At 74.9% G+C, this 25,617-nt stretch carries 19 protein-coding genes; 5 read left to right on the top strand and 14 right to left on the bottom strand.

The window, feature by feature from the left end; genetic code table 11:
* Window positions 1–6: 6 nt before the first annotated feature.
* Both P3T34_RS37225 and P3T34_RS37220 read right to left on the bottom strand, forming a co-directional pair.
* Window positions 7–771, bottom strand: a complete 765-nt coding sequence (locus tag P3T34_RS37225; RefSeq protein WP_280670858.1) for a response regulator transcription factor — start codon at window positions 769–771, stop codon at window positions 7–9.
* Between the two features lie 131 nt (window positions 772–902).
* Window positions 903–3,206, bottom strand: coding sequence for a glycosyltransferase family 39 protein (locus P3T34_RS37220; RefSeq protein ID WP_280670857.1), 2,304 nt, complete (start codon window positions 3,204–3,206; stop codon window positions 903–905).
* Window positions 3,207–3,473: 267 nt separating this feature from the next.
* On the opposite strand from P3T34_RS37220, the gene P3T34_RS37215 reads away from it, so the two are divergent.
* Together P3T34_RS37215 and P3T34_RS37210 are read left to right on the top strand one after the other, a co-directional pair.
* Entirely contained in the window at window positions 3,474–4,337 is an 864-nt protein-coding gene (locus P3T34_RS37215; RefSeq protein ID WP_280670855.1) for an NAD-dependent protein deacetylase, read from the top strand.
* 69 nt (window positions 4,338–4,406) lie between these two features.
* Window positions 4,407–5,003 carry a dihydrofolate reductase family protein gene (locus P3T34_RS37210; protein WP_280670853.1) on the top strand — a complete coding sequence of 199 codons (597 nt, stop codon included), beginning with the start codon at window positions 4,407–4,409 and terminating at the stop codon, window positions 5,001–5,003.
* A 1-nt stretch (window position 5,004) separates the two neighbouring features.
* Here the strand turns inward: P3T34_RS37210 and P3T34_RS37205 are convergent, their stop codons facing one another.
* The 4 genes from P3T34_RS37205 to P3T34_RS37190 all read right to left on the bottom strand — a co-directional run bounded on the left by P3T34_RS37205 (window position 5,005) and on the right by P3T34_RS37190 (window position 7,265).
* Window positions 5,005–5,235: a hypothetical protein gene (locus P3T34_RS37205; RefSeq protein ID WP_280670851.1), complete on the bottom strand. Its 231-nt coding sequence runs from the start codon at window positions 5,233–5,235 to the stop codon at window positions 5,005–5,007.
* A 254-nt stretch (window positions 5,236–5,489) separates the two neighbouring features.
* Window positions 5,490–5,675, bottom strand: a complete 186-nt coding sequence (locus P3T34_RS37200; RefSeq protein WP_280670849.1) for a hypothetical protein — start codon at window positions 5,673–5,675, stop codon at window positions 5,490–5,492.
* Between the two features lie 246 nt (window positions 5,676–5,921).
* A complete protein-coding gene (locus tag P3T34_RS37195; protein ID WP_280670847.1) occupies window positions 5,922–6,419 on the bottom strand; it encodes a peptidylprolyl isomerase in 498 nt (165 codons plus the stop codon).
* Between the two features lie 108 nt (window positions 6,420–6,527).
* Window positions 6,528–7,265 (bottom strand): SOS response-associated peptidase, encoded by a 738-nt coding sequence (locus P3T34_RS37190; protein ID WP_280670845.1) that lies wholly within the window; start codon window positions 7,263–7,265, stop codon window positions 6,528–6,530.
* Between the two features lie 125 nt (window positions 7,266–7,390).
* On the opposite strand from P3T34_RS37190, the gene P3T34_RS37185 reads away from it, so the two are divergent.
* On the top strand, window positions 7,391–8,446 hold the full coding sequence (locus P3T34_RS37185) for an alpha/beta hydrolase fold domain-containing protein (protein ID WP_280670843.1): 1,056 nt from the start codon (window positions 7,391–7,393) through the stop codon (window positions 8,444–8,446).
* Between the two features lie 26 nt (window positions 8,447–8,472).
* Here P3T34_RS37185 and lysA read toward each other — a convergent pair whose 3' ends face one another.
* From lysA to P3T34_RS37170, 3 genes are all read right to left on the bottom strand, one after another.
* Window positions 8,473–9,819, bottom strand: coding sequence for a diaminopimelate decarboxylase (gene lysA, locus P3T34_RS37180; protein ID WP_280670841.1), 1,347 nt, complete (start codon window positions 9,817–9,819; stop codon window positions 8,473–8,475).
* Window positions 9,816–10,196, bottom strand: a complete 381-nt coding sequence (locus P3T34_RS37175; RefSeq protein WP_280670839.1) for an SAV_915 family protein — start codon at window positions 10,194–10,196, stop codon at window positions 9,816–9,818. The genes lysA and P3T34_RS37175 overlap by 4 nt, the downstream gene beginning before the upstream one ends.
* A gap of 69 nt (window positions 10,197–10,265) precedes the next feature.
* Window positions 10,266–10,499, bottom strand: coding sequence for a hypothetical protein (locus P3T34_RS37170; protein WP_280670837.1), 234 nt, complete (start codon window positions 10,497–10,499; stop codon window positions 10,266–10,268).
* A 242-nt stretch (window positions 10,500–10,741) separates the two neighbouring features.
* On the opposite strand from P3T34_RS37170, the gene P3T34_RS37165 reads away from it, so the two are divergent.
* Window positions 10,742–11,752, top strand: a complete 1,011-nt coding sequence (locus P3T34_RS37165; protein ID WP_280670835.1) for a hypothetical protein — start codon at window positions 10,742–10,744, stop codon at window positions 11,750–11,752.
* Window positions 11,753–11,754: 2 nt separating this feature from the next.
* Here P3T34_RS37165 and P3T34_RS37160 read toward each other — a convergent pair whose 3' ends face one another.
* The 5 genes from P3T34_RS37160 to P3T34_RS37140 form a co-directional block, all read right to left on the bottom strand.
* Window positions 11,755–13,611 carry an SWIM zinc finger family protein gene (locus tag P3T34_RS37160; RefSeq protein ID WP_280670833.1) on the bottom strand — a complete coding sequence of 619 codons (1,857 nt, stop codon included), beginning with the start codon at window positions 13,609–13,611 and terminating at the stop codon, window positions 11,755–11,757.
* A complete protein-coding gene (locus tag P3T34_RS37155) occupies window positions 13,608–17,132 on the bottom strand; it encodes a DUF5682 family protein (RefSeq protein WP_280672633.1) in 3,525 nt (1,174 codons plus the stop codon). The genes P3T34_RS37160 and P3T34_RS37155 overlap by 4 nt, the downstream gene beginning before the upstream one ends.
* Window positions 17,133–17,191: 59 nt before the next feature.
* Window positions 17,192–18,355 carry an AAA family ATPase gene (locus P3T34_RS37150; RefSeq protein WP_280670831.1) on the bottom strand — a complete coding sequence of 388 codons (1,164 nt, stop codon included), beginning with the start codon at window positions 18,353–18,355 and terminating at the stop codon, window positions 17,192–17,194.
* Window positions 18,356–18,418: 63 nt separating this feature from the next.
* On the bottom strand, window positions 18,419–23,371 hold the full coding sequence (locus P3T34_RS37145; protein WP_280670829.1) for a DNA-binding protein: 4,953 nt from the start codon (window positions 23,369–23,371) through the stop codon (window positions 18,419–18,421).
* Window positions 23,368–24,234, bottom strand: a complete 867-nt coding sequence (locus P3T34_RS37140) for a DUF4132 domain-containing protein (protein ID WP_280670827.1) — start codon at window positions 24,232–24,234, stop codon at window positions 23,368–23,370. Before P3T34_RS37140 ends, P3T34_RS37145 begins: the two co-directional genes overlap by 4 nt.
* 235 nt (window positions 24,235–24,469) lie before the next feature.
* On the opposite strand from P3T34_RS37140, the gene P3T34_RS37135 reads away from it, so the two are divergent.
* A complete protein-coding gene (locus P3T34_RS37135; RefSeq protein WP_280670825.1) occupies window positions 24,470–25,549 on the top strand; it encodes a crosslink repair DNA glycosylase YcaQ family protein in 1,080 nt (359 codons plus the stop codon).
* Window positions 25,550–25,617: the final 68 nt, after the last annotated feature.

Raw genomic sequence — 25,617 nt, 5'->3', positions numbered from 1 at the left:
CGGTTCTCATCCGGCCTCGGCGGGGCGGATCGAGTACCCCGCACCCCGGCGGGTGCGGATCATCGGCTCCCGGCCGACGTCGATCTTGCGGCGCAGGTAGGAGATGTACAGCTCGACGATGTTGGTCTGGCCGCCGAAGTCGTAGGACCAGACCCGGTCCAGGATCTGCGCCTTGCTCAGCACCCGGCGGGGATTGCGCATCAGGTAGCGCAGCAGCTCGAACTCGGTCGCGGTCAGCTCGATCTCCTCGCCGGCCCGGCTGACCTCGTGGGTGTCCTCGTCCAGGACGAGGTCGCCGACCACGATCCGCGCCCCCTCGCGGGCGGCGGCCGCCCCCGACCGGCGCAGCAGTCCGCGCAGCCGGGCCACCACCTCCTCCAGGCTGAACGGCTTGGTGACGTAGTCGTCGCCGCCCGCGGTGAGGCCGGCGATGCGGTCCTGGACCGCGTCCTTGGCGGTCAGGAAGAGCACCGGGACCTCCGACAGCTCGCGGCGCAGCCCGAACAGCACCTGCAGCCCGTCGATGTCGGGCAGCATGACGTCCAGGACGACCGCGTCGGGCTTGAACTCGCGGGCCAGGCGCAGCGCCGACACGCCGTCGTGGGCCGTACGCACCTCCCAGCCCTCGTAGCGCAGCGCCATCGACAGCAGCTCGGTGAGCGCCTGCTCGTCGTCGACGACCAGCAGGCGCAGCGGCGTGCCGTCGGCCCGGCGGAGCTCCGGGTTGCCGCCGGGGCCGGAGGAAGGCGTGGAAGAGGGGAAGACGACCATGGCCGCCATCCTGGACGGCGGCGCTGAGATGTTCCTGTGCCGATCCTGTGCGCCGGCTAAGAACGGCTGAGAACGGCCAGGCCACCGCACTGGTGGCCTGGCCGTTCTGAGTGGGTCGGCTGGTCAGCTGGTCAGCTGCTCGGTGCCGACAGGTCGTAGACCGTGGCGGTGCCGACGGTCTTCGCGGTGAAGTGCGCCGTGACCCAGGCGGTGATCTGCGCGGAGTCGGAGGACGAGCCGCCCATGCCGCCAGCACCCATCCCGCCGCCGGCGATGAAGTAGTGCACCTTGCCCTCGCGGACGTCCTGCTGGAAGCCGGCCAGGCTCAGCGAAGGGTCGGTGCCGTTGAAGCCGCCCAGCGCCATCACCGGGCTGCCGACCGCGAGTTGGTAGCCGGCCTGGTTCTGCGAGCCGACCGCGGCGGCGACCCAGGTGTAGCCGTGGGCGCCCTGCTTCAGCAGTGCGGCCAGCTCCGGGCTGACCCGGGTGCCGTCCAGCAGCCCGCCCATGCCGCCACCACCGCCGCCCATACCGCCACCGCCGCCGCCCGGTCCGCCGGTACCTGCGGTCGTACCCGTGGTCGCACCTGCGGGCATGCCACCCGGGCCACCGAAGCCGCCCGGACCGCCCAGCCCGCCCTGGCCGCCCTGGCCGGCGCCCAGCCCGCCGCCGAAGCGGCCGCCGGGACGCCCCGCACCGCCGCCGGGCATGCCACCGCCGCCCGGTCCGCTCGCGCCCTGCACGCGCGGCCCCGCCGTCACGATCGACCCGGTGTGACCGGTCGCGACCGTGTCCAGCGCGTACGCGGCGGGCCCGGCGAGCCCCAGCGCCAGCGCGGCCACCCCGGTGACCGCCGCCAGCCGCCCACCGAGGCGCCTGCCCGGCACCGCCAGGAGTACGGCCGCCAGGAGCCCGCCGAGCAGCACCACCCAGCGCAGCCACGGCACAAAGCCGCTGCTGCGCCCGAGCAGCACGAACGCCCACCCGGCGGTACCTGCCACCACCACCCCGAGCAGCAGCGCGTACGGCAGCCGCCGCCGGGCCCGCCACAGGCCGTCCACGCCCATCCCGACCAGGGCGGCGATCGCCGGGACCAGCGCGACCGTGTAGTACTGGTGGAAGATCCCGCCCATATAGCTGAACGTCAGCCCGGTGCTGACCAGAAAACCGCCCCACACCAGGAAGGCGGCGCGCGCCGAGTCGGTGCGCGCGTAGCGCCGGGTGGCCCACAGACCGAACACCAGCAGCACCAGCGCCGCCGGCAGCAGCCAGGCGATCTGGCCGCCGATGTCCGTGCCGAACAGGCGGCCAAGACCGGTGGAACCCCACTGGCCGCCCGACCCACCGCCGACCGGTCCGTGCCCGAGGGCGCTGGTGGCACCGCCACCGGCAGCGGCGCCACCGCCACCGCCACCGGGAGCGCCCCCGGGAGCGCCGCCGCCACCGACGCTGCCGGTCTCGTTGCCGGTCAGCCGTCCGAAGCCGTTGTAGCCGAAGGTCAGCGACAGGAAGCTGTCGTCCTGCGAGCCGCCGACGTACGGCCGATCGGCGGCCGGCACCAGCTGGACCACCGCCACCCACCAGCCCGCGGCCACCACCAGCGCCGCCCCCGCCGCCAGCAGCTGCCGGATCCGGCGCCACAGTCCCGTCGGCGCGACCACGAGGTAGATCAGTGCGAACGCAGGCAGGATCAGGAACGCTTGCAAGGTCTTGGTGAGAAACCCGAAGCCGAACAGCGCCCCGGTCAGCAGCACCCAGCGCAGGCTCGCCGTCTCGACGGCCCGCAGCAGCGCGTACGCGGCCAACGCCATCAGCAGCACCAGCAGCGCGTCCGGGTTGTTGAACCGGAACATCAGCGCGGCGACCGGGGTCAGTGCCACCACCGCGCCCGCGACCAGCCCGCCGAGCGCGGAGAACCGCCGCCGGACCGCGGCGTAGACAGTCCCGACGGTGGCCACCCCCATCAGCGCCTGCGGCAGCAGCACGCTCCAGGAGCTGAGCCCGAAGATGCGCGCCGACAGCTCCATCGGCCACAGCGACATCGGGGGCTTGTCGACGGTGATGAAGTTCGCGGCGTCCGAGGAGCCGTAGAAGAACGCCGTCCAGCTGCGGGTGCCGGCCTGCACCGCCGCCGAGTAGAACGAGTTCGCCCAGCCCGAGACGCTCAGATCCCAGCAGTACAGCAGCGCGGTGAGCGCGAGCAGCGCCAGGAACGCCGGCCGCACCCAGGCCGCGTCCTCGGCGCGCCCCCGCCACCCGCGCCGCACCCACGCGCGCCCCGGACCGCCACCGGGCGGACCACCGCTCGGGCTGCCGGTCGGGCTGCCGGTCGGATGAGGGGGTGGGAAGATCGACTCCGCCGCAGGGCCGCCGGGCGGCGGGACGGGCGGCGGTGGCAGGAGGGCGTCCGAAGGGACGGCGCTGGTACTGGTCATGGCGGACACGCTCCCGCCCCAAGCTGTGAATGCGCTTTGCCGCCCCTCTCACCGACCTGTGACCGGACGCCCGCCCACCAATTGGCGGTCGGTCTAAGACCGACCGGCAATTGGGGGGTGGAGGAAGGAGCGGCGTCCGGGCCGAGTCTGGGCGGTGCCGACGAGGGAGCCACTGCGGAGCATTGGCGACTGAGGAGAAGCCGTCCAGGCGACAGCCCGGGCGTCGCGACGCCGCCCCCCAATTGCCGGTCGGTCTAAGCTGCTTACATGCCTACGCACCCGCTGAGCACTGGTCTGGACGAGATCGCACGCCTGCTGGCCGGGCGAGGTGTCGCGGTCCTGAGCGGCGCGGGACTGTCGACCGAGTCCGGTATTCCCGACTACCGGGGCGCCACCGGCAGCCGGCGCCGCGGCACGCCGATGACGTACCAGGAGTTCGTGGCGAGCGAGGCGGGCCGCCGCAGGTACTGGGCGCGCAGCCACGTCGGCTGGCAGGCGATCGTCCGGGCCGAGCCCAACGCCGGGCACCGGGCGGTCGAGGAGCTGCGCCGCTCCGGCCGGGTGTCGGCCGTGATCACCCAGAACGTGGACGGGCTGCACCGCGCCGCCGGCACCCTCGACGCCGTGGAGCTGCACGGCGGCCTCGACCGCGTGATCTGCCTCGACTGCCGGCGCACCAGCACGCGCGAGGCACTCGACCGGCGCCTGCACGCGTTGAACGGCGCCTTCCGGGACACCGGCTCCCCGGTCAACCCGGACGGCGACGTCGAGCTGCCGGCGGCGCTGGTGGACACGTTCCGGATCGCTCCCTGCGAGGTGTGCGGCGGCATCCTCAAACCCGATGTGGTCTTCTTCGGCGAGAATGTCCCCAAATCCCGGGTCCAGCAGTGCTACGACCTGGTCGACGCCGCGCGGGCGCTGCTGGTCCTCGGCTCGTCCCTGACGGTGCTGTCGGGCCTGCGCTTCGTACGCCACGCGGCGCAGGCCGGCAAGCCCGTCGCGATTGTCAACCAGGGCGCCACGCGCGGCGACTCCTACGCGACGGCCAAGGTCGCCCTGCCGCTCGGCGCCGCGCTGAGCACCCTGGCGGAGCAGCTCGGGGACGCGCCCCGCGCCGCATCCGGGCGATGATTCGTCCATAGGTCCGCAGGTCCAGAAGTCCGGAAGTCCACAAGTCCGAAGAAGAGGAGAACAACTCCCGTGCGCATCGTGATCAGTGAGTTCATGAGCCTGGACGGCGTCGTGCAGGCGCCGGGCGGCCCCCAGGAGGACACCGACGGCGGCTTCGCCCACGGCGGCTGGTCACACCCGTTCTTCGACCCCGAGGTGATGGGCGCCGCCATCGGCGACGCGATGGCTCGCACCGACGCGCTGCTGTTCGGCCGCCGCACCTGGCAGACGATGGCCGCGGCCTGGCCGGAGCGGGCCGGCGACCCCTTCGCCGACCAGATGAACGCCATCCCGAAGTACGTGGTGTCCCAGACCCTGGGCGCGGACGAACTGACCTGGAACAACACGACCCTCATCCCCGGCGCCGAGGCGGTCGCCCGCATCCGCAAGCTGCGCGAGAGCGAGGGCGGCGACCTGCTGGTCATGGGCAGCCCCACGCTCGTACGCGCCCTGGTGCGGGAGGGCCTGGTCGACGAGCTCCGGCTCATGATCATTCCGGTGCTGCTCGGCGGCGGCAAGAGGCTCTTCCCCGACGACGGCGCGCTGCGCACACTCGAGCTGGTCTCCACGGTCACCAGCCGCACGGGCGTGCACGTCTGCACCTACCGGCCGGTTACCAGCGGGTAGGTCAGATCTGCCCACCCGGGTCGGAGAACGTCATCCCGCCGACGGCGAGCGGGTTGCGGACCGCGCGGGGCGCCGGGACCTCCTCGCTCGGCGGCTGCCGGAAGTCCGCGCCCTGCTCGATCGGCACGGCCGGCGGCCGACGCTCATCACCGCTCCCGGTGGGGGCGTTGACGGTATCGGTGGCGGGCTCGGAGAAAGCGGGCAGTCCCAGCGGACGGCGATCGGTGGTCATATGAGTAAGTCTCTCAGTCGAATCGGCCCCGATCTGCCAGGGCGTCAGAAATCCGGTCGCCCCGAGGGGGTGAAGAAGCGCCGCCACCCGTACCGTGTGCGCGACGATCGGCCGCGAGCGCCCAGGCACAGACCCGTTCCGACGTGCGTGTGGCGAGGAGTCGGCGGCTGCTTCGCCCGGAGTGGGGCATCCTGCGTCCGGGACGACGGCCCGGCCCGATGGCGGGAACCCGGGAGTCAACCGCTCCCGACAGTCTAGTCGGTCTCGTCCGGCTCGACCGGGGGCACCTCGATACCGCTCTCGCGCGCGAGGGCCAGGGCGTTCTCCAGCTCGTCCAGGCCGCGGGAGATCGCGTAGGAGTCATGCTCGGCGACGGCCTGTTTGAGCTCGTCGCGCGCGGTGCGGACGCGCTCCACTACGGATTCGGTGAACTCGTCCACGTCTCGGTCCCTCCGCCGGGCCGCACGGCCGATGCCGGCGGATGTGACCCCAGCATCACCGAGCTCAGGGCGTCCGTCAGTCCCTGCGGCGCAAGCGGGCGACCCGAGGCGCCGACGGCACCCGACACGACGGCACCCGGACAGGGCCGCAGGCGCCCAGGTGGCGCCGGACCGGGTTTTTGACCGGTGCGGCGCCGGGCCGAGCGGCCGCTCAGCAGCGCTGAGGCGGCCCAGCCTGCCTGGGAACTACTCGCCGACGGTGCCGGAGGCCGCGATGGCGATCTTCGCGCGGGTCGCACCGGACTGGGAGCCCAGGGACTCGATCTTCGTGACGAGCTCCTGGCCCTCGACGACCTCGCCGAAGACGACGTGCTTGCCGTCGAGCCAGGCGGTCTCCACCGTGGTGATGAAGAACTGCGAGCCGTTGGTGTTGCGGCCGGCGTTCGCCATCGACAGCAGGAACGGCTTGTTGTGCTTGAGCGTGAAGTTCTCGTCGGCGAACTTCTCGCCGTAGATGCTCTTGCCGCCGGTGCCGTCGCCGCGGGTGAAGTCGCCACCCTGGAGCATGAACTGCGGGATGACGCGGTGGAAGCCCGAGCCGGCGTAGCCGAAGCCGTGAACGCCGGTGGCCAGCTCGCGGAAGTTCTGCGCCGTCTTGGGGACGACGTCGTCGTACAGCTTGAAGACGATCCGGCCGGCGGCCTCGTTGTTGATGGTGATGTCGAAGAAAACGTTGGTAGACATGGGGATATCCTGCACCATCCGGTGACGCCGCGCGTGCCCGGCACCCCGCACGGCGGTCGAACGGCGGTCGTGCTACGGCCGTGCTACAGCCGCCTCCAAGGGCGCGTGCTACGCCTGCGGGGCCTCGTCGAGCAGGTGCGGGCCGTTGTTACGGACGCTGTTGACCGCCGACGAGACCGGACGCACGGTCAGTCGGCCGGCGCCCGGCGAGACCAGCAGAGCGCGCAGGGCGGTCGGGTCGCCGTGGGCCGGATCGAGCCAGGCGTCGGTGTCGGCGGGGGTGATGGTCAGGGGCATCCGGGGGTGGATGCGGCCGGCCGCATCGGTGGCGTCGGTCGTGATGATCGAACAGGTCGTCAGCCACGCGGCCGGATCCTCTTCGGGGGCCTCGGGGTTGCGCCAGAACTCGTACAGGCCGGCCATCGCCATCGGCCCGCCGTCCTGCGGCGTGATGAAGTACGGCTGCTTGCGGGCCTTGGCGGCGGTGGTGGCCGGGACGGCGACCCACTCGTAGAAGCCGTCGGCGGGCAGCAGGCAGCGCCGGGAGGTGAACGCCTTGCGGAAGGCGGGCTTCTCGTGGACGGTCTCCGCCCGCGCGTTGATCATCCGGCTGCCGACCGACGGGTCCTTCGCCCAGGACGGCACCAGGCCCCAGCGCAACGCGCGCAACTGCCGCACCGGCGCGGGCCCCTCGTCCCGGACCGGGCGCTCCAGGACCGCCCAGACCGGGTCCGTCGGCGATACGTTCCAGTCCGGTTCGAGGACTTCCTCGGGGTTCCACCGCGTCACGCCGAACAGCTGGACGAGGTCCTCGGGCTTGCTGGTGGAGACGAAACGACCGCACATGTTCCCTGTACCGTCCGCGAGTTGAAGGAGTGCCAGCTGCATCGTAGGTGACTTCGCAGCTGACTTCGCAGGTGACTTGGCTGAGGAGCTGCCGCCCTCGCCCGGCGGGTGATTGACTACTCCACATGGACCTCGCGCGAGCGCTCCCCACCCGTACGGACAGGCTGACGGCCTACGTCGCACCCCCCTTCGACCCCGAACTGAGCGCGGCGCTGGCGGCGTTGGGGGACCAGGCGAGGGAGCCGGTCACTCCGGACAACCTCGCCGCCCGGCAGGAGCGGGATGCCACGACCCGGCCCAGGCCGACGGTCCGGGACCTGCGGGCGGACGGCCGGTTCGAGGTGGATGAGCTGCGGGTGCCGGGAGCGTCGGGCGCGCCGGACGTCACGCTGGTGAGCGCGCGGCCCGCCGGGATCGCCGGGCCGCTGCCGTTGCTGTACTACCTGCACGGCGGCGGCATGATCATGGGCAATGCGTGGTCCGTCCTTCCGCAGCTGCTGCACGAGTGGGCGCACACGCTGGAGTTGGCCGTCATCTCCGTCGAGTACCGGCTGGCACCGCAGGCGCGGTACCCCGGACCGCTGGAGGACTGCTACGCCGGGTTCGTCTGGGCGGCTGAGCACGCGGCCGAACTGGGCATCGACGCGGACCGCGTCATTCTCGGCGGGAAGAGTGCCGGCGGCGGACTCGCCGCAGCGCTCGCCCTGCTCACCCGTGACCGGGGCGGGCCCACGCCCATCGGGCAGCTGCTGCTGTGCCCGATGCTCGATGACCGCAACAGCACCTTCTCCAGCCACCAGCTGGCCGGCGTCGACACCTGGGACCGGACCTCCAACGCGACCGGATGGCAGGCGCTGCTGGGTGACCGGTACGGCGCGCCGGACCTGCCGCCGTACGCGGCTCCCGCCCGCGCCACAGATCTGTCCGGGCTCCCCCCGGCCTACATCGACGTCGGATCGGCCGAGACCTTCAGGGACGAGGACGTCGCCTACGCCCATGCGATCTGGCAGGCCGGCGGCCAAGCCGAGCTGCATGTCTGGCCCGGCGCCTTCCACGGCTTCGACACCCTCGCACCGGAGGCGGCCATCAGCCAGGACGCCCGGAACGCCCGCTCCCGCTGGCTTCGGCGCATCCTCGCGCAGTCCGCATCCTCGCGGGCAGCGGCCGGGCCTGACTGCTGAAGCCCGCGCTGAAGCCCGCGTGCGGCTCAGCGGCCGACCTCGCGGGCCCGGAAGTCCTCGACCGTCTCCCGGCGGATCAGCAGCCGGGCGCGCCCGTCCCGGACGGCTGCCACCGCGGGCCGGCCGACCAGGTTGTACCCGGAGGCCATCGACAGCTGGTACGCCCCGGCGGCCGGGACGGCCAGCAGGTCGCCCGGGCGCAGGTCGGCCGGCAGCTCCGCACTGTGCGCGAGGACGTCGCCGGCCTCGCAGTGGCGGCCCACGACGTCGATGGCGGCAGTCGGGGCGCAGGAGACCCGGCCGACCATGCGTACGGCGTACGCGGAGCCGTACAGCGCCGGGCGCGGATTGTCGCTCATCCCGCCGTCGACGGCGGCGAAGGTTCGGCCGTCGGCGGTGTGCTTCACCGACAGCACGCGGTAGACGGCGACCCCGGCCGGTGCGGCGACCGCCCGGCCGGGCTCGACCAGCAGGCGCGGCACCGCGAGGCCGTACTCGGCGCACCGTGCGGCGAGGCGCTCGGTCACCCGGGCGGCGAAGTCGGGCAGGTCGAGTTCCTGGTCCTCGGGGAGGTAGCGCACGCCGTGGCCGCCACCGAGGTCCAGCTCGGGGAGTTCGACGCCGTGCCGGTCGCGGATCTCGCCCAGCAGGTCGACCAGCCGGTCGAGGGCGGCGAGATAGGGCTCGACCTCGGTGATCTGGGAACCCAGGTGGCAGTGCAGGCCCGCGAGTTCGAGGCCGGGCTGGGCCACGATGCGGCTGATCGCCTCGGCCGCGTCACCGCCCGCGATCCGGAACCCGAACTTCTGCCCGTCGACTCCCGTCTGCACGGCGACGTGGTGCCCGGCGGCGATACCCGGCAGGACCCGGACCAGCACGCGCTGCGGGGCGTCCGCGATGGCGAGGGCGGCCAGCCGGGGGATCTCGGCGAGGCCGTCGATGACGATCCGCCCGACCCGCAGCCGCTGTGCAAGGCGCAGCTCCTCGGGGCTCTTGGCGTTGCCGTGCAGCAGGATCCGCTCGGGCGGGAACCCGGCAGCGGCCGCCAGCCGCAGCTCGCCGGCCGAGCAGACGTCGAGCCCGAGCCCCTCCTCGGCCACCCATGCGGCCATCGCGCTGCACAGGAACGCCTTTGCCGCGTACAGCACTTCGGCGTGCGGCAGGGCGCTGCGGTAGGCCCGGGCGCGGGCTCGGACCTCGGTCTCGTCCAGGACGTAGAGCGGGGTGCCGAAGCGGTCGGCGGCCTCGGCGAGGCCGACCCCGCCGATCAGTACCTCGCCGGCGGGCCCCGGGACGGCGGACGCGGGCCAGGGGCTGCCGATCGCCGGGCTGGTCGGCCGGGCTGCGCGCGGGAGTGTCGACGTGATCGTCATGAGGTGATGCTCCTGCTGAGAGCGGCGGATGCGGGAGTCTGGGAGGCGGGAGCCGGGGAAGCGGGGGCCGGGGAGGCAGCGGCGCGGGCCGGGTGGCCGGTGACCGGCGGGGCTACGAGCTTGGGGTCCAGGACCAGGCGGCGGACGCCGAGCGGAGCGATCAGCGCCCGCAGGGCGGGCTCGGTCAGCTCGGCCGACGCCTGGTCGGCGCCGAGCAGCGTGTGCAGAGCTCGGGCCGAGCTGAAGGCGACAGCACAGCGGCTGCCGTCGCGCTGCCGGAACAGTCGCAGTACTTGGACGGATCCGACGATCCGGACCGGCACATGGCGAACGGTGTGCTCGTCACGCGCCTTCGATCGAGCGCCTGCGTGGCTCACGGCTGGTACCTCCGGTGGGGATCGGGTGAGATCAGGTGGGGAGGGGACGGCAGGGGACGGCAGGGGGTCTCAGTCCAGGTATTGCATGGCGATCCGGCAGTGCGCCGCCCTGGTGCGTCCTTGCTCCACCGGGAGGGTGGCCGGTGCGTCGGCGCTCTCATCCTGCTCGTCCTGCTCCACGACGGGGGCGGCCTCCCTCAGCAGACCGCGCCGCACCGCGTCCGGCACCGGCCGGCGCAGCGGGCCGAAGCGGCCGAGCTGACCAAGCGGTCCGAGTCGGCGTTCGTCCTCGGTGGTGGTCATGGCGGATCGTCTCCTTCCGGGCGCGGGGATTCCGGTACGTCCGGCCCGCAGCTCCAGTGGAGCCCCACCACGCCCCACCCGCCCCCGCCCTTGACGCCCGGACTACGCGAACGCCGCCCTCCTTGACGACACCTTGACGAAACGGCCCCTGGCCACCCGATCGCCTGCCCCTGCCTGCCGCAACCAAGATCCGCGCGAGCTCGTCCCAGTGATGGATCGGCACCGAACACCAGGGGGAAGCGATGGCCGCTGTCGAACCGCACAATCCGTACGCGGTCCCAGCGCAGTGGCGCCCGCCGGCTCGGCCTGCCCCGAGCCGGCGCTGGCAGGTCGTCATCCTCGGTGCAGCCTGTGCCCTCCCGTCGTTGGCCTGGGTGATCATCGGCAGCGGTGTCCAGTACTCCGACTCCCCGGAGGACGGGCGTGTCCTCGCGATCCTGCGCCTGTCGGTGACACTCGCGGCCATCGCGCCCGCGCTCTTCTTCGGCGTCCAAGCCCTGCGGCCGTCCGCCCCCAGGCGGCGCTGGCTGCTGGCACCCGCGCTGATCGCGCTCGACCTCGCCGTCCTCCACGGGCTGGCCCTGCTGCTGCCCTTCCGCCCCGGCCTGCTGAGCGTGCTGGTGTTCGCCCTCCCGCCCTTCGCCCTGGCCGGCGCCGTGGTGCTGCGCTCACGCGCCGCCCTGCTGGCGGCCGTCGGCACGCTGCTGGGCGTGTTCGTGCTCGCGCTCCCGCTGCGGGCGATGCAGCAGGAGCTGGGGGTCCGGGACCTGTTGCTCGGCACCGGCATCCCGTCCCGGTCGCTGCTGCAGCCGGTCCTCTCGCCGGATGTGCAGATCACCGGGATGAGTGGGGACGGGCATCGGGCAGTCTTCGTGCTCAGCGACCAGGCGGACCTGGACAACACCGGCGGAATCAGCGACGGCTTCGACAAGTCCGCCGTCGAGACGGTCTCCTCGGGCTACAGCGACCCCTGCGGCCGTCTTCTGCCGTCCGCGGATGGCGAGAACCTCACCAGCAGCCCGTTCACCCCCTGCCTGCCGGAGCCGGGCGGCCTCTGGACCGACGGAGCGAACCGGTACGTCCTGCAGCGCGACGGCCTCACGATCACGCTGGCCAGCGCCGGCATGAGCACCCTCGACGGGGGCGGCGAGGTGCGCCAGGCCATCCTGGCAACCCATCCCGCCACCGAACCCGAACTGCGCTCCCTGGAGGGCTGGTTCCCCTCCTCCCTGCTGGGCCTCCTACTTCTCTGACGTTACGGGGAGGTCCAGGTGGCGCGGACCAGTTCGCGTTCGGCGGCGGTGAGGTGGAGGGTGGTGGCCAGCCAGTTCGCGGCGTAGCGGTCGGTGGCGGGGTCGCCGAGGCGGCCGAAGGTGTCGCGGGTGCGGCGGTCGGCTTCGGTGGTCAGGGCTGTGGTCAGTGCGGCGGCGGTGTGGAATCCGGTCCGGCGCAGGGCGGCCGCGTCGGAGCGGGGGTCACCGCTGCGGGCGGACTCGGCGGTGGCACGGCGACCGCCGGCGACGGCGAGTTCGACCAGTCGGCGCACCCGCCAGAGCGGCGAGTCGGCCAGCGGGTCGGGGCCGGCGGTGGTCGGTGCGGTGGGGGTGGCGGCGGGGCCGGCGGCCGGCGGGAAGTGGACGCCCTGGAGGCGGTCGTAGCCGAGGTCGGCGCGGCCCTGCCAGTCCGGCGGCAGCCGCAGGGTCCGCTCGGCGCCTGGTACGGGGCCCACCGCCAGCGGGCGCAGGGTGCTGGCGTGGTCGGGGTCGATCCTGCCCAGGACGCGGATCAGGACGCCGGGGTGCGCGGCGAGTTGGGCGAGGTTCGCGCGGTGGCCGAGGTCGGGGTGGGGGTGGGCGGCGCGAAGCCGGATCAGCGGGCCGCTGCCCGAGAAGTCGGCGGGGTCGACTTCTCGGGCGAGGACGCAGTCGGCCAGCGCGCCGACGACCAGCAGGTCGCAGCCGACCAGCCCGCGCACCCGGCCGGTCTGCTCGGGGTCGGCGAGCGGCCCGTCGGCGAGCCGTTCGGCTGCGGCCTCGGCGAGCGGACGGGCGAAGAGTTCGGCCAGCGGGCCGGTCGACCAGTCGAGACCGGCCACGGGGTTGGCCCGCACGCCGCCGCCCGAGCCGAGTCGGCCGTCGGCGGAGACGGTGGCGCCGGAGACCAGCAGCCCGCCCCGGGAGAGCTGCGCGTGGTCCAGGGCGGCGGAGCCCACCGCCACCGGCGCCGTACCGGCCCCTCGGGCGCGGGCCGGGCCGCCCGGCTTGACGTCGGCGACCGAGAACCAGCGGCCGTCCTCGGTGACCAGGTGGGTGACCACGCCGCCGTAGCCGGTCGCGGTGAGCACCGGCTCTCGGCAGACCCCGTGGACGCGCAGCGAGCCGCCGGGCTGGTAGCTGCGCCGCACGGTGCCCAGCAGCGCGGCGTCGACCTCGCTCGCGCTCAACGAGCCGGTGGTGAGCAGGAGTTCACTGATCGCCGTGACCAGGTCGGCGAGCCGGTGGCCGTCCTGCCGGGCCCGGGCGCCGCGCAGTCCGCGGACCACCCGCAGGGCGGCGGCCTCGGCCCGGTGGAGCCCGGCCAGCCGGGCGGTGTGTGCGGCGCGCAGCAGTTCGGCCTGCAGGACCGCCCCGGCCGCGGGCACGCCGGCGGCGAGGACGGCCGCGGCGGCCGACCAGAGCTCGCGGGCGGCGTGGGTCTGGTCGGCGGTCGGGACGACGGTGGCGGGTGGCGGCGTGAGCGGGGTGGGAGCGGTGGGAGGCGGCGGGGGCGGGGTGCTGTCGGCGATCGGGCAGGCGCCCAGGACCGCCGCGCGGTGCAGGCAGCGCGGCGCGAGCAGGCAGCTGCAGCTCGCCTGCGCCGGGTCGGTGATGGCGCCGTCGGGCCCGGGCAGCAGGGTGACCTCGGCGTCCTCGCCGCAGCGGACGGCGACGCCGCCCCCGTCCGCTGCCGCTGAAGCGGGCAGGGCGGTGACGGGCAGGGCGGCGTACTGCTGGATGGCGTCGTCCAGCTTCTTGCGCAGCCTGGAGGTCAAGCCCTCGACCGCGGCGGCGACCACCTGTGGTGCCACCGGCGGGAGGGAGATCGGGAGGGAGATGGAGAGGTCAGGTGTCATCGGGGCTCTCCGCGGAGGCGGTCGCCGACCCAGCGGGCGAGGGCGAGCGGGCTGAGGGCGGCCACCGGCATGCCGGCGGCCACGAGCTGCTGGGCGACCGGCACGGAGTAGCGCGGGCTGCCGGTGTCGTCCAGTGCGGCGCAGCCCATCAGGTGCGCACCGGAGGAGGCGAGTGCGCGGACCTCGGCGAGCAGGCCGCCGATCGGGTAGCCCTCCTCGAAGTCGCTGACGACCACCACCAGCGTGCGGCTGGGCACGCTCACCAGGGACCGGGCGTGGGCCAGCGCGGCCGCGATATGGGTGCCGCCGCCGACCCGGACCTCCAGGAGTAGGGAGAGCGGGTCGCTGACCCGCTCGGTCAGATCAAGCACCTGGGTCGAGAACGCCAGGAAGTGCGTGGAGAGGGTCGGCACCCCGCCCAGCACGGCTGCGGTCAGGGCCGACCAGATGACGGAGGCCTCCATCGAGCCGGACACGTCCACCACCAGGATCAGCCGCCAGTCGGCCTGCCGGCCGGCCCGGGTGCCGAACACCGGCCGCTCGGGGACGACGACGGTGCGCCCGTCCTCCAGCCGCCGGGTGTGCACCAGGTTGGCGCGCAGGGTGCGCGGCAGGTCGAGCCGACCACCGGGGCGGCGGGTCGGCCGGGGCGTGGCCAGTCCGGTCAGGGCCGGACGCAGCCGGGTCGCCAGCTCGCGGGCCAGCTCGTCGACCAGACGGCGCACCAGGGGGCGCAGCTTGGCCAGTTGGTGTTCGGGCAGGCCGCCGGCCAGGTTCAGTACGGAGGTCAGCAGCTCCACGGACGGGCGCACCGCCGCCGGGTCGAGCTCGGCCAGGACGTCGGTGCGGCCGGATTCGGCGGCACGGCCGAGCACCTCCTCGCGGACGTCCGCGCCGAACAGGGCGTCGAGTTCCTCGGCCCAGTCGCGGGCGGTCGGGAACGAGGCCTTCTGGCCGCCGCCGGCGGCTGCGCCCTCGGGCAGATCGGCGGCGCCCTCGCCGCGCCCGGCGCCGTAGAGCTCGTCGAGGGCGCGCGCGTAGCGGCGGGCGCCCGAGGGCAGCCGCTCGGGCTCGCGGCCGAGCAGCAGGCGCCAGCGGTCGGCGGGCGAGAGGCGGTCGGCGGGCGGTGGCAGCGGCGCGGGAGCCGGCACGGGGACGGGGACGGGGTCAGCGGCAGGAGCAGGGACAGGGGCAAGGTCGGGATCCCGCAACCCCGGCAGCCGCAGCGCCCGCAGGGCCGCGGCGGCCGCGGCGTCGGCGGCCGTCCACAGGGCGATCAGCTCCGGCGCGGCGGTGAGCGTCAAGTCGGGGCGCTCGCCCAGGCGTTCGGTGACGGTCTGAAGGAGCCGGCCGCGCGCGGCGGGGGTGAGGGCGTCGAAGCCGCCGCGCAGCGCCGGCAGGCGGTCCAGGAAACCCCGGTCGGGCAGCTGGTCCACCCGGTCGAGCAGCGGGGCGAGGGCGGCGGGCGCGCCCTGGAGCAGCGGGCCCCCGGCGGTGAGCAGACCGGCCAGTTGGCGGGCGAGCCGGCGGCGGCTGTCCGGACCGGTCGCAGTGTCGACCCAGCCGGCGGCGCGGGTGCCCAGCGTGTCGGCGCCGTCGAGGTCGAGCAGCACGCGGGCGGCCAGTGCGGCGCCCTGGACGAGCGGCGCGCCCGTCCGGGCGAGGGTGGCAAGCGCGTCGTCCAGGCGCAGGCCGAGGCGCTGCTCGCCGGCCCGGGTGGCGAGGGCGACCAGGGCGGCGGCGTCCTCGGGGTCGTCGCTGCCGGCCAGGCCGGGCAGGCCGCGGACCGCCGCGTCCAGCAGGGTGACGGCGAGTTCGCCGGCCTGCTCGCGGCCGGCCGGGTCGGCGCCCGGCAGGTGTCCGCGCTTCAGGGACTCCAACAGGTCCAGGGCGGTGAGGAGTTCGGGCAGGGTGGCGGAGCCGGGCAGCAGCACGGCCGCCTCGGCGAGCCGCTCGGCGACCAGCGCGGGCAGATCGCAGCAGGCCGCCAGGCGCAGCGCGTCCAGGAGTTGGCCGCAGGTGGGGCCGCCCTCGGCGGCCTGGCGGTGGGCGTTCTCGCGCAGGGTGCCGGCGGCGGCGAGTTCGGCCGTCACACCGCGCACGCCCGCGAGGTCGAGCCGGGCCGTGGCGGCGGGGGTCCAGGCCAGCCGCCACCGGGTGGTGAGGGCGCCGGCGTCACCTGCGGCGGCGACGGCCACCGGCTCGCCGTAACCGATGCCGCAGATCCGCAGGCGCTGCAGCAGGACCTCGCGCCGCGCGTCGAGGGCTGAGCGCAGCGGGTCCAGGCGCAGCTCGCGCGCCTCGGGCTGGTCGGGGCCGGGCAGCCGCAGGTCGGCGAGTTCGGCCTCGACGGCGGGGCCGAGCCCGGAGCGGGGCGTACCGGGGGCGGTCCGGCCGCGGTCGGCGCCGACCAGGACGGTCTCCAGGGCCCGGGCCAGCGCTCGGCCGCGGCCGAGCGGCTCGCCTTGGCCGAGCACGGTGGTCACCGCCTCCAGCAGCTCGCCGCGTCCGGGGGCGGGCAGGTTGCGCAGCCGGGCGAGGTCGCAGGCCAGTCGCAGGGTCTCGGCCGCCTCGCCGGTGCCGGCGGTGTGGCCCGCGGCGCGCAGCTCGCGGCACAGCTCGGTGATCGCCCGGGCGGCGGCGTCGCGTACCCGCTCGGGGTCGCCCTGCGCGGTGAGCACCGCCTGCTGCCACTTCGGGTCGCGGATCCCGGCCGGGTAGCCGGAGCGCGAGTCGAGCAGGCCGAAGGTGTAGGGGACGAGCGAGGTGGTGACGGATGCCACCGGGACGACGGACGAAGTGGTGACGGGAGACGTGGTGACGGGAGAGCCGACGAGCGCGGGCCCGTGGAAGGCGCCGACGATCGCCGCCACCCGCCGCCCGCCGGCCGCCGCCTCGGCGATCACGGCGCGCATCCGCGCCTCCCGCGCGAGGTCGCCGGCGGACACTCCGCCCCGGGCGGCGGTGTCGCGCCGAAGCGCCCAGCCGACCGCGAGCGCGGCTCGCCGGACGGCCTCCGGCGTGCTGCCGGGGGCCCGTACCTCGACCGACCGGTCCCACAGGTCGTCGCCGTCGCGTCCGGTGCCGGCGGCACTCAGCGCGTCGCCGTACAGCAGATCGGCGGTCGGACCGGGCTGCGGCTGGTCCGATTCGGGGGCCGACCAGTCGGGGTCGGCCATCGGCAGGTCGCAGCAGCGCACCTCGACGCCGCGCCGGTGGGCCCAGCGGATCGCGGCGAGCTCGGGCGAGAAGTCGGCGAACGGGTAGAAGCCCAACCGCCCGCTCTCGTCCGTCCCGGCCAGGGCCACCGGCGCGGTCGTCTCCGGGTCCGCCAGATAGGGCAGCCAGTGCTGGAAGTCGGACGGCAGCTCGACGCAGAGCACCTGCGGGTCGGCGGCCTCCAGCAGCGCGGGCACGACGGCGGCGAGCGCCGGGCTGTGGTGCCGCACGCCGATCAGGTACGGCCGCGCACACGCGGCGAGCGCGGCCACCGCCTCCCGCGGGTCGACAGCTGCATCGATAGCTGGGTCGATAGCTGCGTCGAGGTGTGCGGCGCTGGGTCCGGGGCTGGGTGCGGCGCTCACCGCAGGCTCTCCCGCAGGTCCCAGAGGCGGCGCCAGAGCGCGGAGCCGTCCTCGGCGCGGCGGCGCACCGGCCCGTCCCAGTAGCCGAGCAGCCGGCCGTGGTCGGCCGGGTCGTCCTTGTGGACGGCGCCGAGCAGGTGCCCGGGCACCAGGTCCAGGACGTCGGCGCCGGCGAAGTACGCGCGGGCGAGACCGAGCGAGGAGGCGACGTTGACGGCCTCGGCGGTGGACATCACCGTGCCGGGCCGCTCGACGTCCCAGCCCTCGGCGGAGCGTCCGGTGCGCAGGTCCCGGAAGACCGTGACCAGCACGTCGAGGACGGCGTCGTCCACGCCGAAGGCGGCGCCGGCCCGCTGCACGGCGGCGGTGGCCTGGCCGCGGACCAGCGACATCTCGGCCTCGGCGTCGGCGATCGGGTGGACGGTCTCGAAGTTGAAGCGGCGCTTGAGCGCGGCCGACATCTCCGACACGCCACGGTCGCGCAGGTTGGCGGTGGCGACCAGGGTGAAGCCGGGCGCGGCCGCCACGAAGGAGTCCGCGGTGCCGGCGAGCTCGGGCACGCTCAGCCGGCGGTCGGAGAGGATCGACACCAGCGCGTCCTGCACCTCGGGCAGGCAGCGGGTGATCTCCTCGATCCGGGCCACCCGCCCGGTCCGCATCGCGGTCATCACCGGTGAGGCGACCAGGGCTTGCGGCGTCGGGCCCTGGGCGAGCAGCAGCGCGTAGTTCCAGCCGTAGCGGAAGGCGTCCTCGGTGGTGCCGGCGGTGCCCTGGACGGTGAGGTCGCTGGTGCCGCTGACCGCGGCGGCGAGCAGTTCGGAGAGCATCGACTTGGCGGTGCCGGGCTCGCCGACGAGCAGCAGCCCGCGTTCACCGGCCAGGGTGACCACGCAGCGCTCCACCAGGGCGCGTTCGCCGACGAACTTCGGCGCGATCACCAGCTTGGCCGGGAGTTCGCCGTCCTTGCGGCGGCGCGGCGCCAGGGTGAGGGCCTGGCCCTCGCTGCCGCAGACGAAGGTCACCACGGCACTCGGGGTGAGCACCCAGCCGGGCGGTCGGGGCCCGTCGTCGTGGGCGGCGAGGAAGGCGAGTTCGGCGGCGTGGCGCTCCTCGGCGGGCAGCAGCTGCCGGGGTGCCGGCTGTTCGGCGGTCTTGGGCATCGCGGTCCTTCAGGTTTTCAGGTGTTCGGGTGTTCAGGCTGGGGACGGGACGGGCCCGGGCGGTCAGCGGCGTCGGCCGCGCCGCGCCTTCAGCTCCTCGAAGCGCGGCAGGTCCCCGTCGAGCAGGCGCTGCCAGGCTCTGCGGTAGAGCGCCTCGGCGGGCCTGGTGGGCACCAGGAGGTCCAGCGGTGCACCGCGGCCGCCGATCTCCTCCAGCAGCGGCAGCTTCCACAGCTCCAGCGGCAGGATCGGCGAGCGCAGCTCCGCCCAGCCGCCGGGGAGGAAGAGCGAGCGGCCGGCCCGGCTGCGGGAGGCCTCCACCACCAGGTCGGTGGCGACCAGTTCGGCCCGGGCGGCCTTGAGCCGGGCCGGTCGCCAGCCGGTCCAGCGCGCGGTGTTGCGGTCGGTCGGATCGGGCATCGCCAGCAGCATCAGGTAGACGGCGGCGGCGTCCTGCCCCAGGCCGTGCTCGGCCGCGACCGCTCCCACCAGGTCCGGCACCGAGTGGGACGGGTTCTGCGGCCACCAGGTGCCGTCGGCGCCGCGCGCACCCCCCGCCGGCTCCCCCGGGTCGGCGAGCTGCGCCGCGAAGGCCGCCGAGTGGCAGAGCCGCAGCGCGACCTCGGCGGGCAGCGGCACCGCGCTCTGCGGCCGCAGCACCGGCAGGTACGGGTCCTGCCCGGCGGAGTCCAGCAGCGCCGTGCGGATGCCCGGAGCGGGCTGCAGGTCGTGGGTGGCCAGCACGACCGCGCCGTAGCGCTCGTAGCCCTCGCCGGTCTCGGTCGGCGCGCCCGCCACCTGCTGGAAGGCCGTCAGGCTGACGAACCGGTTGAGGTCGAGCAGCAGTTCGGGGTTGGCCAGCCGGGCCCGCAGCGCGGCCAGCGCCGCCGGGAGCGCCGCGCGGACCGGGTCGCCGGCCGGCAGCCGGTGGGCGAGCCAGGCCGTCAGTGCCACCGTGCCGAGCAGGGTGTCGGCGGTGAAGGCATCGGGATTCGGCTCGAGGGGCACGCACCGGTCGCGGCGGACGGTCCAGGCCAGGTCCTGGCTCAACTGCGCGGTCCCGGCCGGGTCCAGCAGCGCGGGCAGCGCGCGGATCGGCGTCCAGCCGGTGCGCACCGCCCGGACGGCCTCGGCGAGCAGCGCCTCGGGCACTGCGGCCCGCCGCCCGACCGCCGCGTTCCACACCTCGGCGGCCGCGTCCGCGTCGGGGCCCTCGCTCCACAGCCGGGCCGGCTCGGCGGGCAGCAGCGCCGCCACCAGGCGCCGGCGCAGCGGCACGTCCAGGCCGCGCAGCTCCTCCTTCGCCACGGCCGCGTCGGCCACCTTGAGGCCGAGCCGGGCGCGGGTGGCGAGCGGCAGGAAGTTGCGCTGGTAGGAGTCGAGTTGCGGCAGCGCCGCGACCACCAGGCCCGCCAGGCCGCCGGAGACCCCGGTGAGCTCGGCAAAGCGCTCGGCCGCCGCCGGGAACCAGGGCGCCGGGCCGCGCTCGGCCGCCTCGGCCAGCGCGGCGGCCGACCGGTCGTCCACCGGCCCGCCGACGGGCTCCGAGGAGAGCACCGAGTACGGCGCGGGGACCGCGAAGAGCCCGGCGGGATCGTGGTGCAGCACAGTGGACTCGGTGTCCCCGCCGGTCAGCACCTCGGAGTCGGCGAACAGCAGGAACGCGCCGCCGCCCAGCGCCAGCAGGGCGTCCTTGCTGCCGTTGCGGACCGAGCCGTCGGCGCCGATCAGGTGACCGGCCGTCAGGCGCAGCCGCTGCCGGCGCCAGCGGGCCGCCCCCTCGGCGCTGGTCAGGCCGAGCCCGTCCAGCTCGCGCAGCAGCTGGAGGAGCACCTCGTGCTCCGCCGACTCGCTGGTCACGGCCGCGCGCAGGGCGACGACGGGGGCGAGCGCCGGTAGCGCCGTCCAGGCCAGGCACTCGTGCGGCAGGGCGGAAGCATCGACGTGCAGCAGGCCCGGTACGGCCTGCGCGCGGGAGGCCGCCGCGAGGAAGGCCAGCTGCTCGCTGATGTAGCGGGTGCTCGACCCGGACCAGCCGGTGGTGCAGCCGAGGCCGTTCAGCGCCTCGCGCAGCTGCTGGTCGGTGGGACCGGTGGGCTCGGCGGAGGGTTCACCGATCCCGGCGAGCTTGTCCGCCAGGCGCTGCGCGACCCCGGCCAGCGCCTGCTGCTGGGTGGCGGCGAAGCGCAGCACCCCGGCGATGCCGGCCACCAGCGCGTCGTCTCCGACCTCGGGCAGCAGCGAGCGGACCGCCGCTGTCAGCGCCTCGGGCTGCGGCGTGCGGACCACCGCCGTCAGCGCCTCCGGCTTCGCCGCGTCCGCCGCGCAGGCGGCCTTGAGCAGTGCGGCGGCGGTCTCGGCGTCGAGCCGCCGCAGAGCGGCCGATCCCTGCGGATCGCGCGGGCGCAGGCAGTGCCAGAAGCGGACGGGGGGCAGGATCAGGCTGCCCTCGGCGAACGCGCCGGGGGCGTCGTCGGTGCGGGCCACCGAGGTGGTCACGCCGTCCTGGTCGACCAGGCGGATGCTGTAACCCTCCCGGACGACGGCCTGCGGCTGGTCGGTGCCGGGGAAGAGCACCATGCTGTTCGGCACGGCCTCGCGCAGGGTGACGGAGCGTCCGCCCAGGTCCTCGCCGCGGACCGTCCCGTCGGGGTGGCGCACGGTGCGCCAGCCGAGCAGCCCGTCGACCGGGGCCGCGCAGGGGGAGGTCTCGGCCGTCGGGTGGGGCCGCAGCCAGCCGGAGCGCAGGGTGCTGCCGGACGGCGCCTCGCGCAGGGCGTCGGCGAGGAAGCCGGGCAGCGAGGCGCGGCCGAGCGCGCCGGTGGCGGGGTCGTACTCGTGCCAGCCGGCGCGGGTGTCGGCGGCCGTCTGCGCCCAGACCCAGAACGAGGTGCCGTCGCCGATCAGCGCGCGCTCGGGCGGCACGGCGGTGTCCCCGACGTGGACGACCCCGCCGCCGGTGGCCCGGCCACTGCCCGGCAGCGGCAGGCTGTAGGTGCGCATGGTGCCGAGGAAGGTCATCCGGGTGCCGCGCGGGGAGGCGTTCTCGGCCAGCGTGAACACCCGGTCGGCGGCGGTGTGCCAGTACCCGGTGAGCTGATGGTTGTTCTGGCGCGAGGACCAGTGGACGAGCAGCGAGCCGTCCACGTAGTGGAAGCCGGGGTCGCGGCGGCTGTCGCCGGCCGGGATCCGCAGATCGTGCGTCAGCACGGTGCCCCGCTCGTCGATCACCCGGGCCTGCTGGGGGCCGGCGACGACCAGGTGCGGCCAGGCGTCCGCGACCACCAGATCCTCGACGTCCTTGCGGGCGACCAGCGAGGCCACCGCCTCCTCCCAGGCCGGCCAGCCCAACTCGTCCAGCACACCGGCCCGCAGCGTGCGGGCGAGCACCGTCGACAGGTCGGTTTCGGCCGCCGCCCGCACCTCCCGCTCCGCCAGCACCAGGACCTCGCCCGGCAGCCAGCTCAGCCGGCGCAGCGCGTCGGGGAGGTTCGGCAGCCCGGTGGCCGAGGACTGCCGGGCGACCTCGGCCATCCAGCCCGCCAGCAGCGGTCGGCCGCCGGGCGAGCGGGCCAGGACGCCGAGCGCCGTGCGGCCGTCGTGGTCGTCGCCGATCCGCAGCGCACCGCGGTGGAACGCCGGAGCGAACCGGTCGTCGGCCGCCAGCGCGAGCAGGTCGCGCCGGTCCTCCTGCAGGGCCCACTCCTCCAGCCGGAGCGTGCACGTGTCCGCGGGGTCGGCGACCGGCAGTCCCAGCGCCAGCAGGAGGTCCAGCAGATCGACATCGCTGTCGGTGACGCGCACCGAGCCACCGCCGCAGGCGAGTTCGGTGTGCAGGAGGCCGGCCATCCGCTCCACCAGCGGGTAGAGCGCCTCGATGCGGCAGACCCGGTTCCAGCGCGCTCCGCGCCAGGCGAGGAAGCGCTCCAACCAGCCGGCCGTGCCGTCGGCCGGCCGCTCGGCGGCCGGCCGCTCGGCGGCCGGCAGCGCGCCGTCGCACAGCCCGTCGGCGGCGCCGGACTCCATCAGCACCTCCAGCCACAGGGCGGGCAGATCCTCGTCGTCGTCGCCGGGCATCAGGTCCAGCAGCGCCCCGCGCAAGGTGCGCTCCCGCCGGGCCAGGGCCACCAGGGCCTGGCGGTGGCCGCGCCACCAGCCGGCGGGGGCGCGCAGGGTCGCCGGCAGGGCCAGCAGCTCGGTCAGGTAGGCGCCCTCCGCGAGGTCCGGGTCGCTGCCCGCGGCCCGGGCCAGCCGGCGCAGGTCGGTGGCCATCTGCGCGGACGGCGGCAGACCGCCCGCCGTCCGGCGCAGGCACAGCAGCCGGAACCGTTCGAAGGCCTGGTCCGCCGGCACCCGGGCGGCGAGCTCCCTCGCGTAGCCGGAGAGCACCTTGACGGGCAGCGCGCCGGCCAGCGCGAACTCCAGGAAGACGGCGTCCAGCCGGTCCTCGTCCAGCGCCAGGCCGTGCTCGGCCTCCACCCGGCGGGCCCGGCCGAACAGCTGCGCGGCGTAGCCGGCGTTCTCCAGGGCGAGGAAGACCCGGCCGGCCTGCTCGTAGAAGGTGGGCAGGAAGTGCGGTACGGCGGTGCCCAGTTGCGCGGCGAGCTGCTGGTACGCCTCCAGGGCGGCCTTCGGCTTGGTCCGCGCCTGGCGGGCGATCCGCTCCAACTCCGGCATCAGGCCCAGCGCGTGGTGGCCGTCCGCCGGGTGGTGGGCGAGCACCCACTCGGGGAAGCCCAGCGCCTGGCGCAGGCCGAGGCCGACCTCGACCGGCTCGACGGCCGGCTCAAGACCGAGGTAGCCGGCGGCCACGTCCTCGGCCGCGCCCAGCTCGGCGGCGACCAGGCGCACCACGACCCGGTCGTGCAGCGCCGGGTGGCGGTAGCTGCGCGCGGTCAGCGGCACCGCGCGCTCGCCGGCGCCGCGCGTGCCGGGCGGCAGCACCGCGCCGGCGTGCAGCAGGTCGACGGCCTGGCGCTCGGTCATCAGGTCCGCCATCAGGTCGGTGTCAGTCATGCGTCCTTGCCCTCCTCGACCGTGCGGCCCGCGTGCAGCGCAGCGGCCATCCGCATTCCCTCCGACCAGGCGACCGCTCCGACGTCGCGCAGCGCGATCGTCCGACCGTCCAGGTCACGCCAGCCGAGGCTGCCGGTCTGCGTGTCGCCGTCCCAGTACGGCTCCCCGATCCACACCGCCGCCTCGCTGCTCTGCCCGCCGTCCCGCACCCGGCAGGTGGCGTAGCCGCCCGAGACCCGGTAGCCGAGTGAGGTGGCCCGCCCGGCGAGGCCGAACCGGGAGGGGAACCTGCCGCCGGCGAAGTCCTGGACCTCGGTCGCCTTTTCGGCGAGGCCGTCCGGCTTGCGCCAGACCGCCCGGTGGATCTGGTCGACCGCCTGCGTGACGCCGAGCTCGGCGGCGAACTCCCGCAGGTCGTCGAGGTCGGGGAGCAGCACCGGGTGCGGCAGGGTGACCAGGGAGGGGGAGATCCGCACCGTCTCGCCGTCGAGGTTCACCAGCCGCAACTCCCCCTCGGGGGTGGCGTCCCGGAGGATTCCGACCTCGTCGGGGTCGTCGCCCAGCACGGCCAGGTCGCGCAGCGCCGCCTGCCAGGCCTCGTCCGGCCAGAGCCGGCCCAGCAGCGCGGTCGGCACCGGCAGCGACGACACCATCCAGGCGTCCACCTGCGCGGCGCAGGACGCGGCGTGGCGCTCCAGCCACTGCGCGAGCCGGCTCAGCCGGTCCGCCTCGGGATGCTCCCGGACCGCCTTCGGCAGCGTCTTCAACTGCCGACCGGCGGACCGGCCGCCGGTCGACCGCGCCGTCACCCGGCCCTCCACCAGGGCGACTTCGTAGCCCTCACCCGCCGCAAGCCAACCCATCGCCATCGAATCCCGTCTCGTCTCGTGCTGTGCTGTGTCGTGTCGTCGTCAGAAAGCCGCGCAGCCCGAGGGAATACGACACCTCGGTGCGGCGATGACGGGAACGCTAGCGGTCCCCGCAGACAATCGAACAACGAGGGCCCCCTCCCCTCCCCTCCCCCGCCCCCGCCTCCGCCTCCGGCCGCAGCAGCAGACCTCCATCAGAACTGTCAGTGGTGGTCGATAGCCTGCGGCCATGGCACTTCACCGACTCGATCGTGCGCAGGCACGACGCATCGCCGTCCGGGCCCAACTGCTGGACGCGGGGCGGCCCACCGACCTGCTCACGGTCGTCCGCCGGCTGACCCTGCTGCAGATCGACCCGACGGCCGCCGTCGCGCCGAGCGCGGACCTGGTCGCCTGGAGTCGCCTGGGCTCGGCGTATCGGGCTGAGCAGCTCCAGCAGGGCCTCGAACAGGACCGGACGCTCTGGGAGTTCAACGCGATGGTGCGGCCGATGGAGGATCTGCCGCTGTACCTCGCCGATATGAAGGGCCCGCCCCAGCGCGAGAAGTCGCGCGGGTGGCTGGCGGCCAACGGGCGGTTCCGACGCGACGTCCTCGACCTGCTCGGTTCGTCAGGCCCCCTGCTGTCGCGGGACATTCCGGACACCAGCGCGGTGGCGTGGCCGTCGAGCGGGTGGACGAACAACCGCAACGTCACGCAGTTGCTGGAGATCCTGCACTTGCGCGGCGAGGTCGCCATCGCCGGCCGCCAGGGGCGGCAGCGCCTGTGGGACCTGGCCGAGCGGGTGTATCCGGCCGACGCGCCCGAGGTCCCCTCGCAGGAGGCGCGCAGGCTCCGGGGCGAGCGGCGCCTGCGGTCGCTGGGGATCCAGCGCGCCCGCGCGGCCGGGTCTCCCAGCGAGCCGGGCGACGTCGGCGAGGCGGGGGAAGAGGCGGTCGTCGAGGGCGTCGCCGGCACCTGGCGGGTCGACCCTGCCGCACTCGACCAGCCCTTCGCCGGGCGGACCGCCCTGCTGTCGCCGTTCGACCGGCTGGTGCACGATCGCGGGCGGCTGCGGGACCTGTTCGAGTTCGAGTACGTGCTGGAGATGTACAAGCCCAAGGACAAGCGGCGGTGGGGCTACTTCGCCCTGCCGATCCTGCACGAGGACCGGCTCATCGGGAAGGTCGACGCGGTGGCGGACCGCAAGGCCGGCACGCTCGTACTGAACGCCGTGCACGAGGACGTCGCCTTCACCGCGTCCATGACCGAAGCGGTGCGGCACGAGATACAGGAGCTGGCAGCCTGGCAGCAGCTGCGCGTCGCGTAGAGCCGGCAGCGGGGAACCCGCGACCACGAGCTGTTCAGACGGCGGTCGCTCGGGCCTCCTCCGGCACC

The organism is Kitasatospora sp. MAP12-44 (assembly GCF_029892095.1).
In the GTDB taxonomy this organism is placed as follows: Bacteria; Actinomycetota; Actinomycetes; order Streptomycetales; family Streptomycetaceae; genus Kitasatospora.
This window is presented reverse-complemented; position numbering and strand designations above follow the sequence as displayed.

Bases quoted from the DNA above. Each gene is read 5' to 3' on its own strand.
- P3T34_RS37225 (WP_280670858.1), bottom strand. From the start codon at position 771: ATGGTCGTCTTCCCCTCTTCCACGCCTTCCTCCGGCCCCGGCGGCAAC.
- P3T34_RS37220 (WP_280670857.1), bottom strand. From the start codon at position 3,206: ATGACCAGTACCAGCGCCGTCCCTTCGGACGCCCTCCTGCCACCGCCG.
- P3T34_RS37215 (WP_280670855.1), top strand. From the start codon at position 3,474: ATGCCTACGCACCCGCTGAGCACTGGTCTGGACGAGATCGCACGCCTG.
- P3T34_RS37205 (WP_280670851.1), bottom strand. From the start codon at position 5,235: ATGACCACCGATCGCCGTCCGCTGGGACTGCCCGCTTTCTCCGAGCCC.
- P3T34_RS37195 (WP_280670847.1), bottom strand. From the start codon at position 6,419: ATGTCTACCAACGTTTTCTTCGACATCACCATCAACAACGAGGCCGCC.
- P3T34_RS37190 (WP_280670845.1), bottom strand. From the start codon at position 7,265: ATGTGCGGTCGTTTCGTCTCCACCAGCAAGCCCGAGGACCTCGTCCAG.
- P3T34_RS37185 (WP_280670843.1), top strand. From the start codon at position 7,391: ATGGACCTCGCGCGAGCGCTCCCCACCCGTACGGACAGGCTGACGGCC.
- lysA (WP_280670841.1), bottom strand. From the start codon at position 9,819: ATGACGATCACGTCGACACTCCCGCGCGCAGCCCGGCCGACCAGCCCG.
- P3T34_RS37170 (WP_280670837.1), bottom strand. From the start codon at position 10,499: ATGACCACCACCGAGGACGAACGCCGACTCGGACCGCTTGGTCAGCTC.
- P3T34_RS37165 (WP_280670835.1), top strand. From the start codon at position 10,742: ATGGCCGCTGTCGAACCGCACAATCCGTACGCGGTCCCAGCGCAGTGG.
- P3T34_RS37160 (WP_280670833.1), bottom strand. From the start codon at position 13,611: ATGACACCTGACCTCTCCATCTCCCTCCCGATCTCCCTCCCGCCGGTG.
- P3T34_RS37150 (WP_280670831.1), bottom strand. From the start codon at position 18,355: ATGCCCAAGACCGCCGAACAGCCGGCACCCCGGCAGCTGCTGCCCGCC.
- P3T34_RS37145 (WP_280670829.1), bottom strand. From the start codon at position 23,371: ATGACTGACACCGACCTGATGGCGGACCTGATGACCGAGCGCCAGGCC.
- P3T34_RS37140 (WP_280670827.1), bottom strand. From the start codon at position 24,234: ATGGGTTGGCTTGCGGCGGGTGAGGGCTACGAAGTCGCCCTGGTGGAG.
- P3T34_RS37135 (WP_280670825.1), top strand. From the start codon at position 24,470: ATGGCACTTCACCGACTCGATCGTGCGCAGGCACGACGCATCGCCGTC.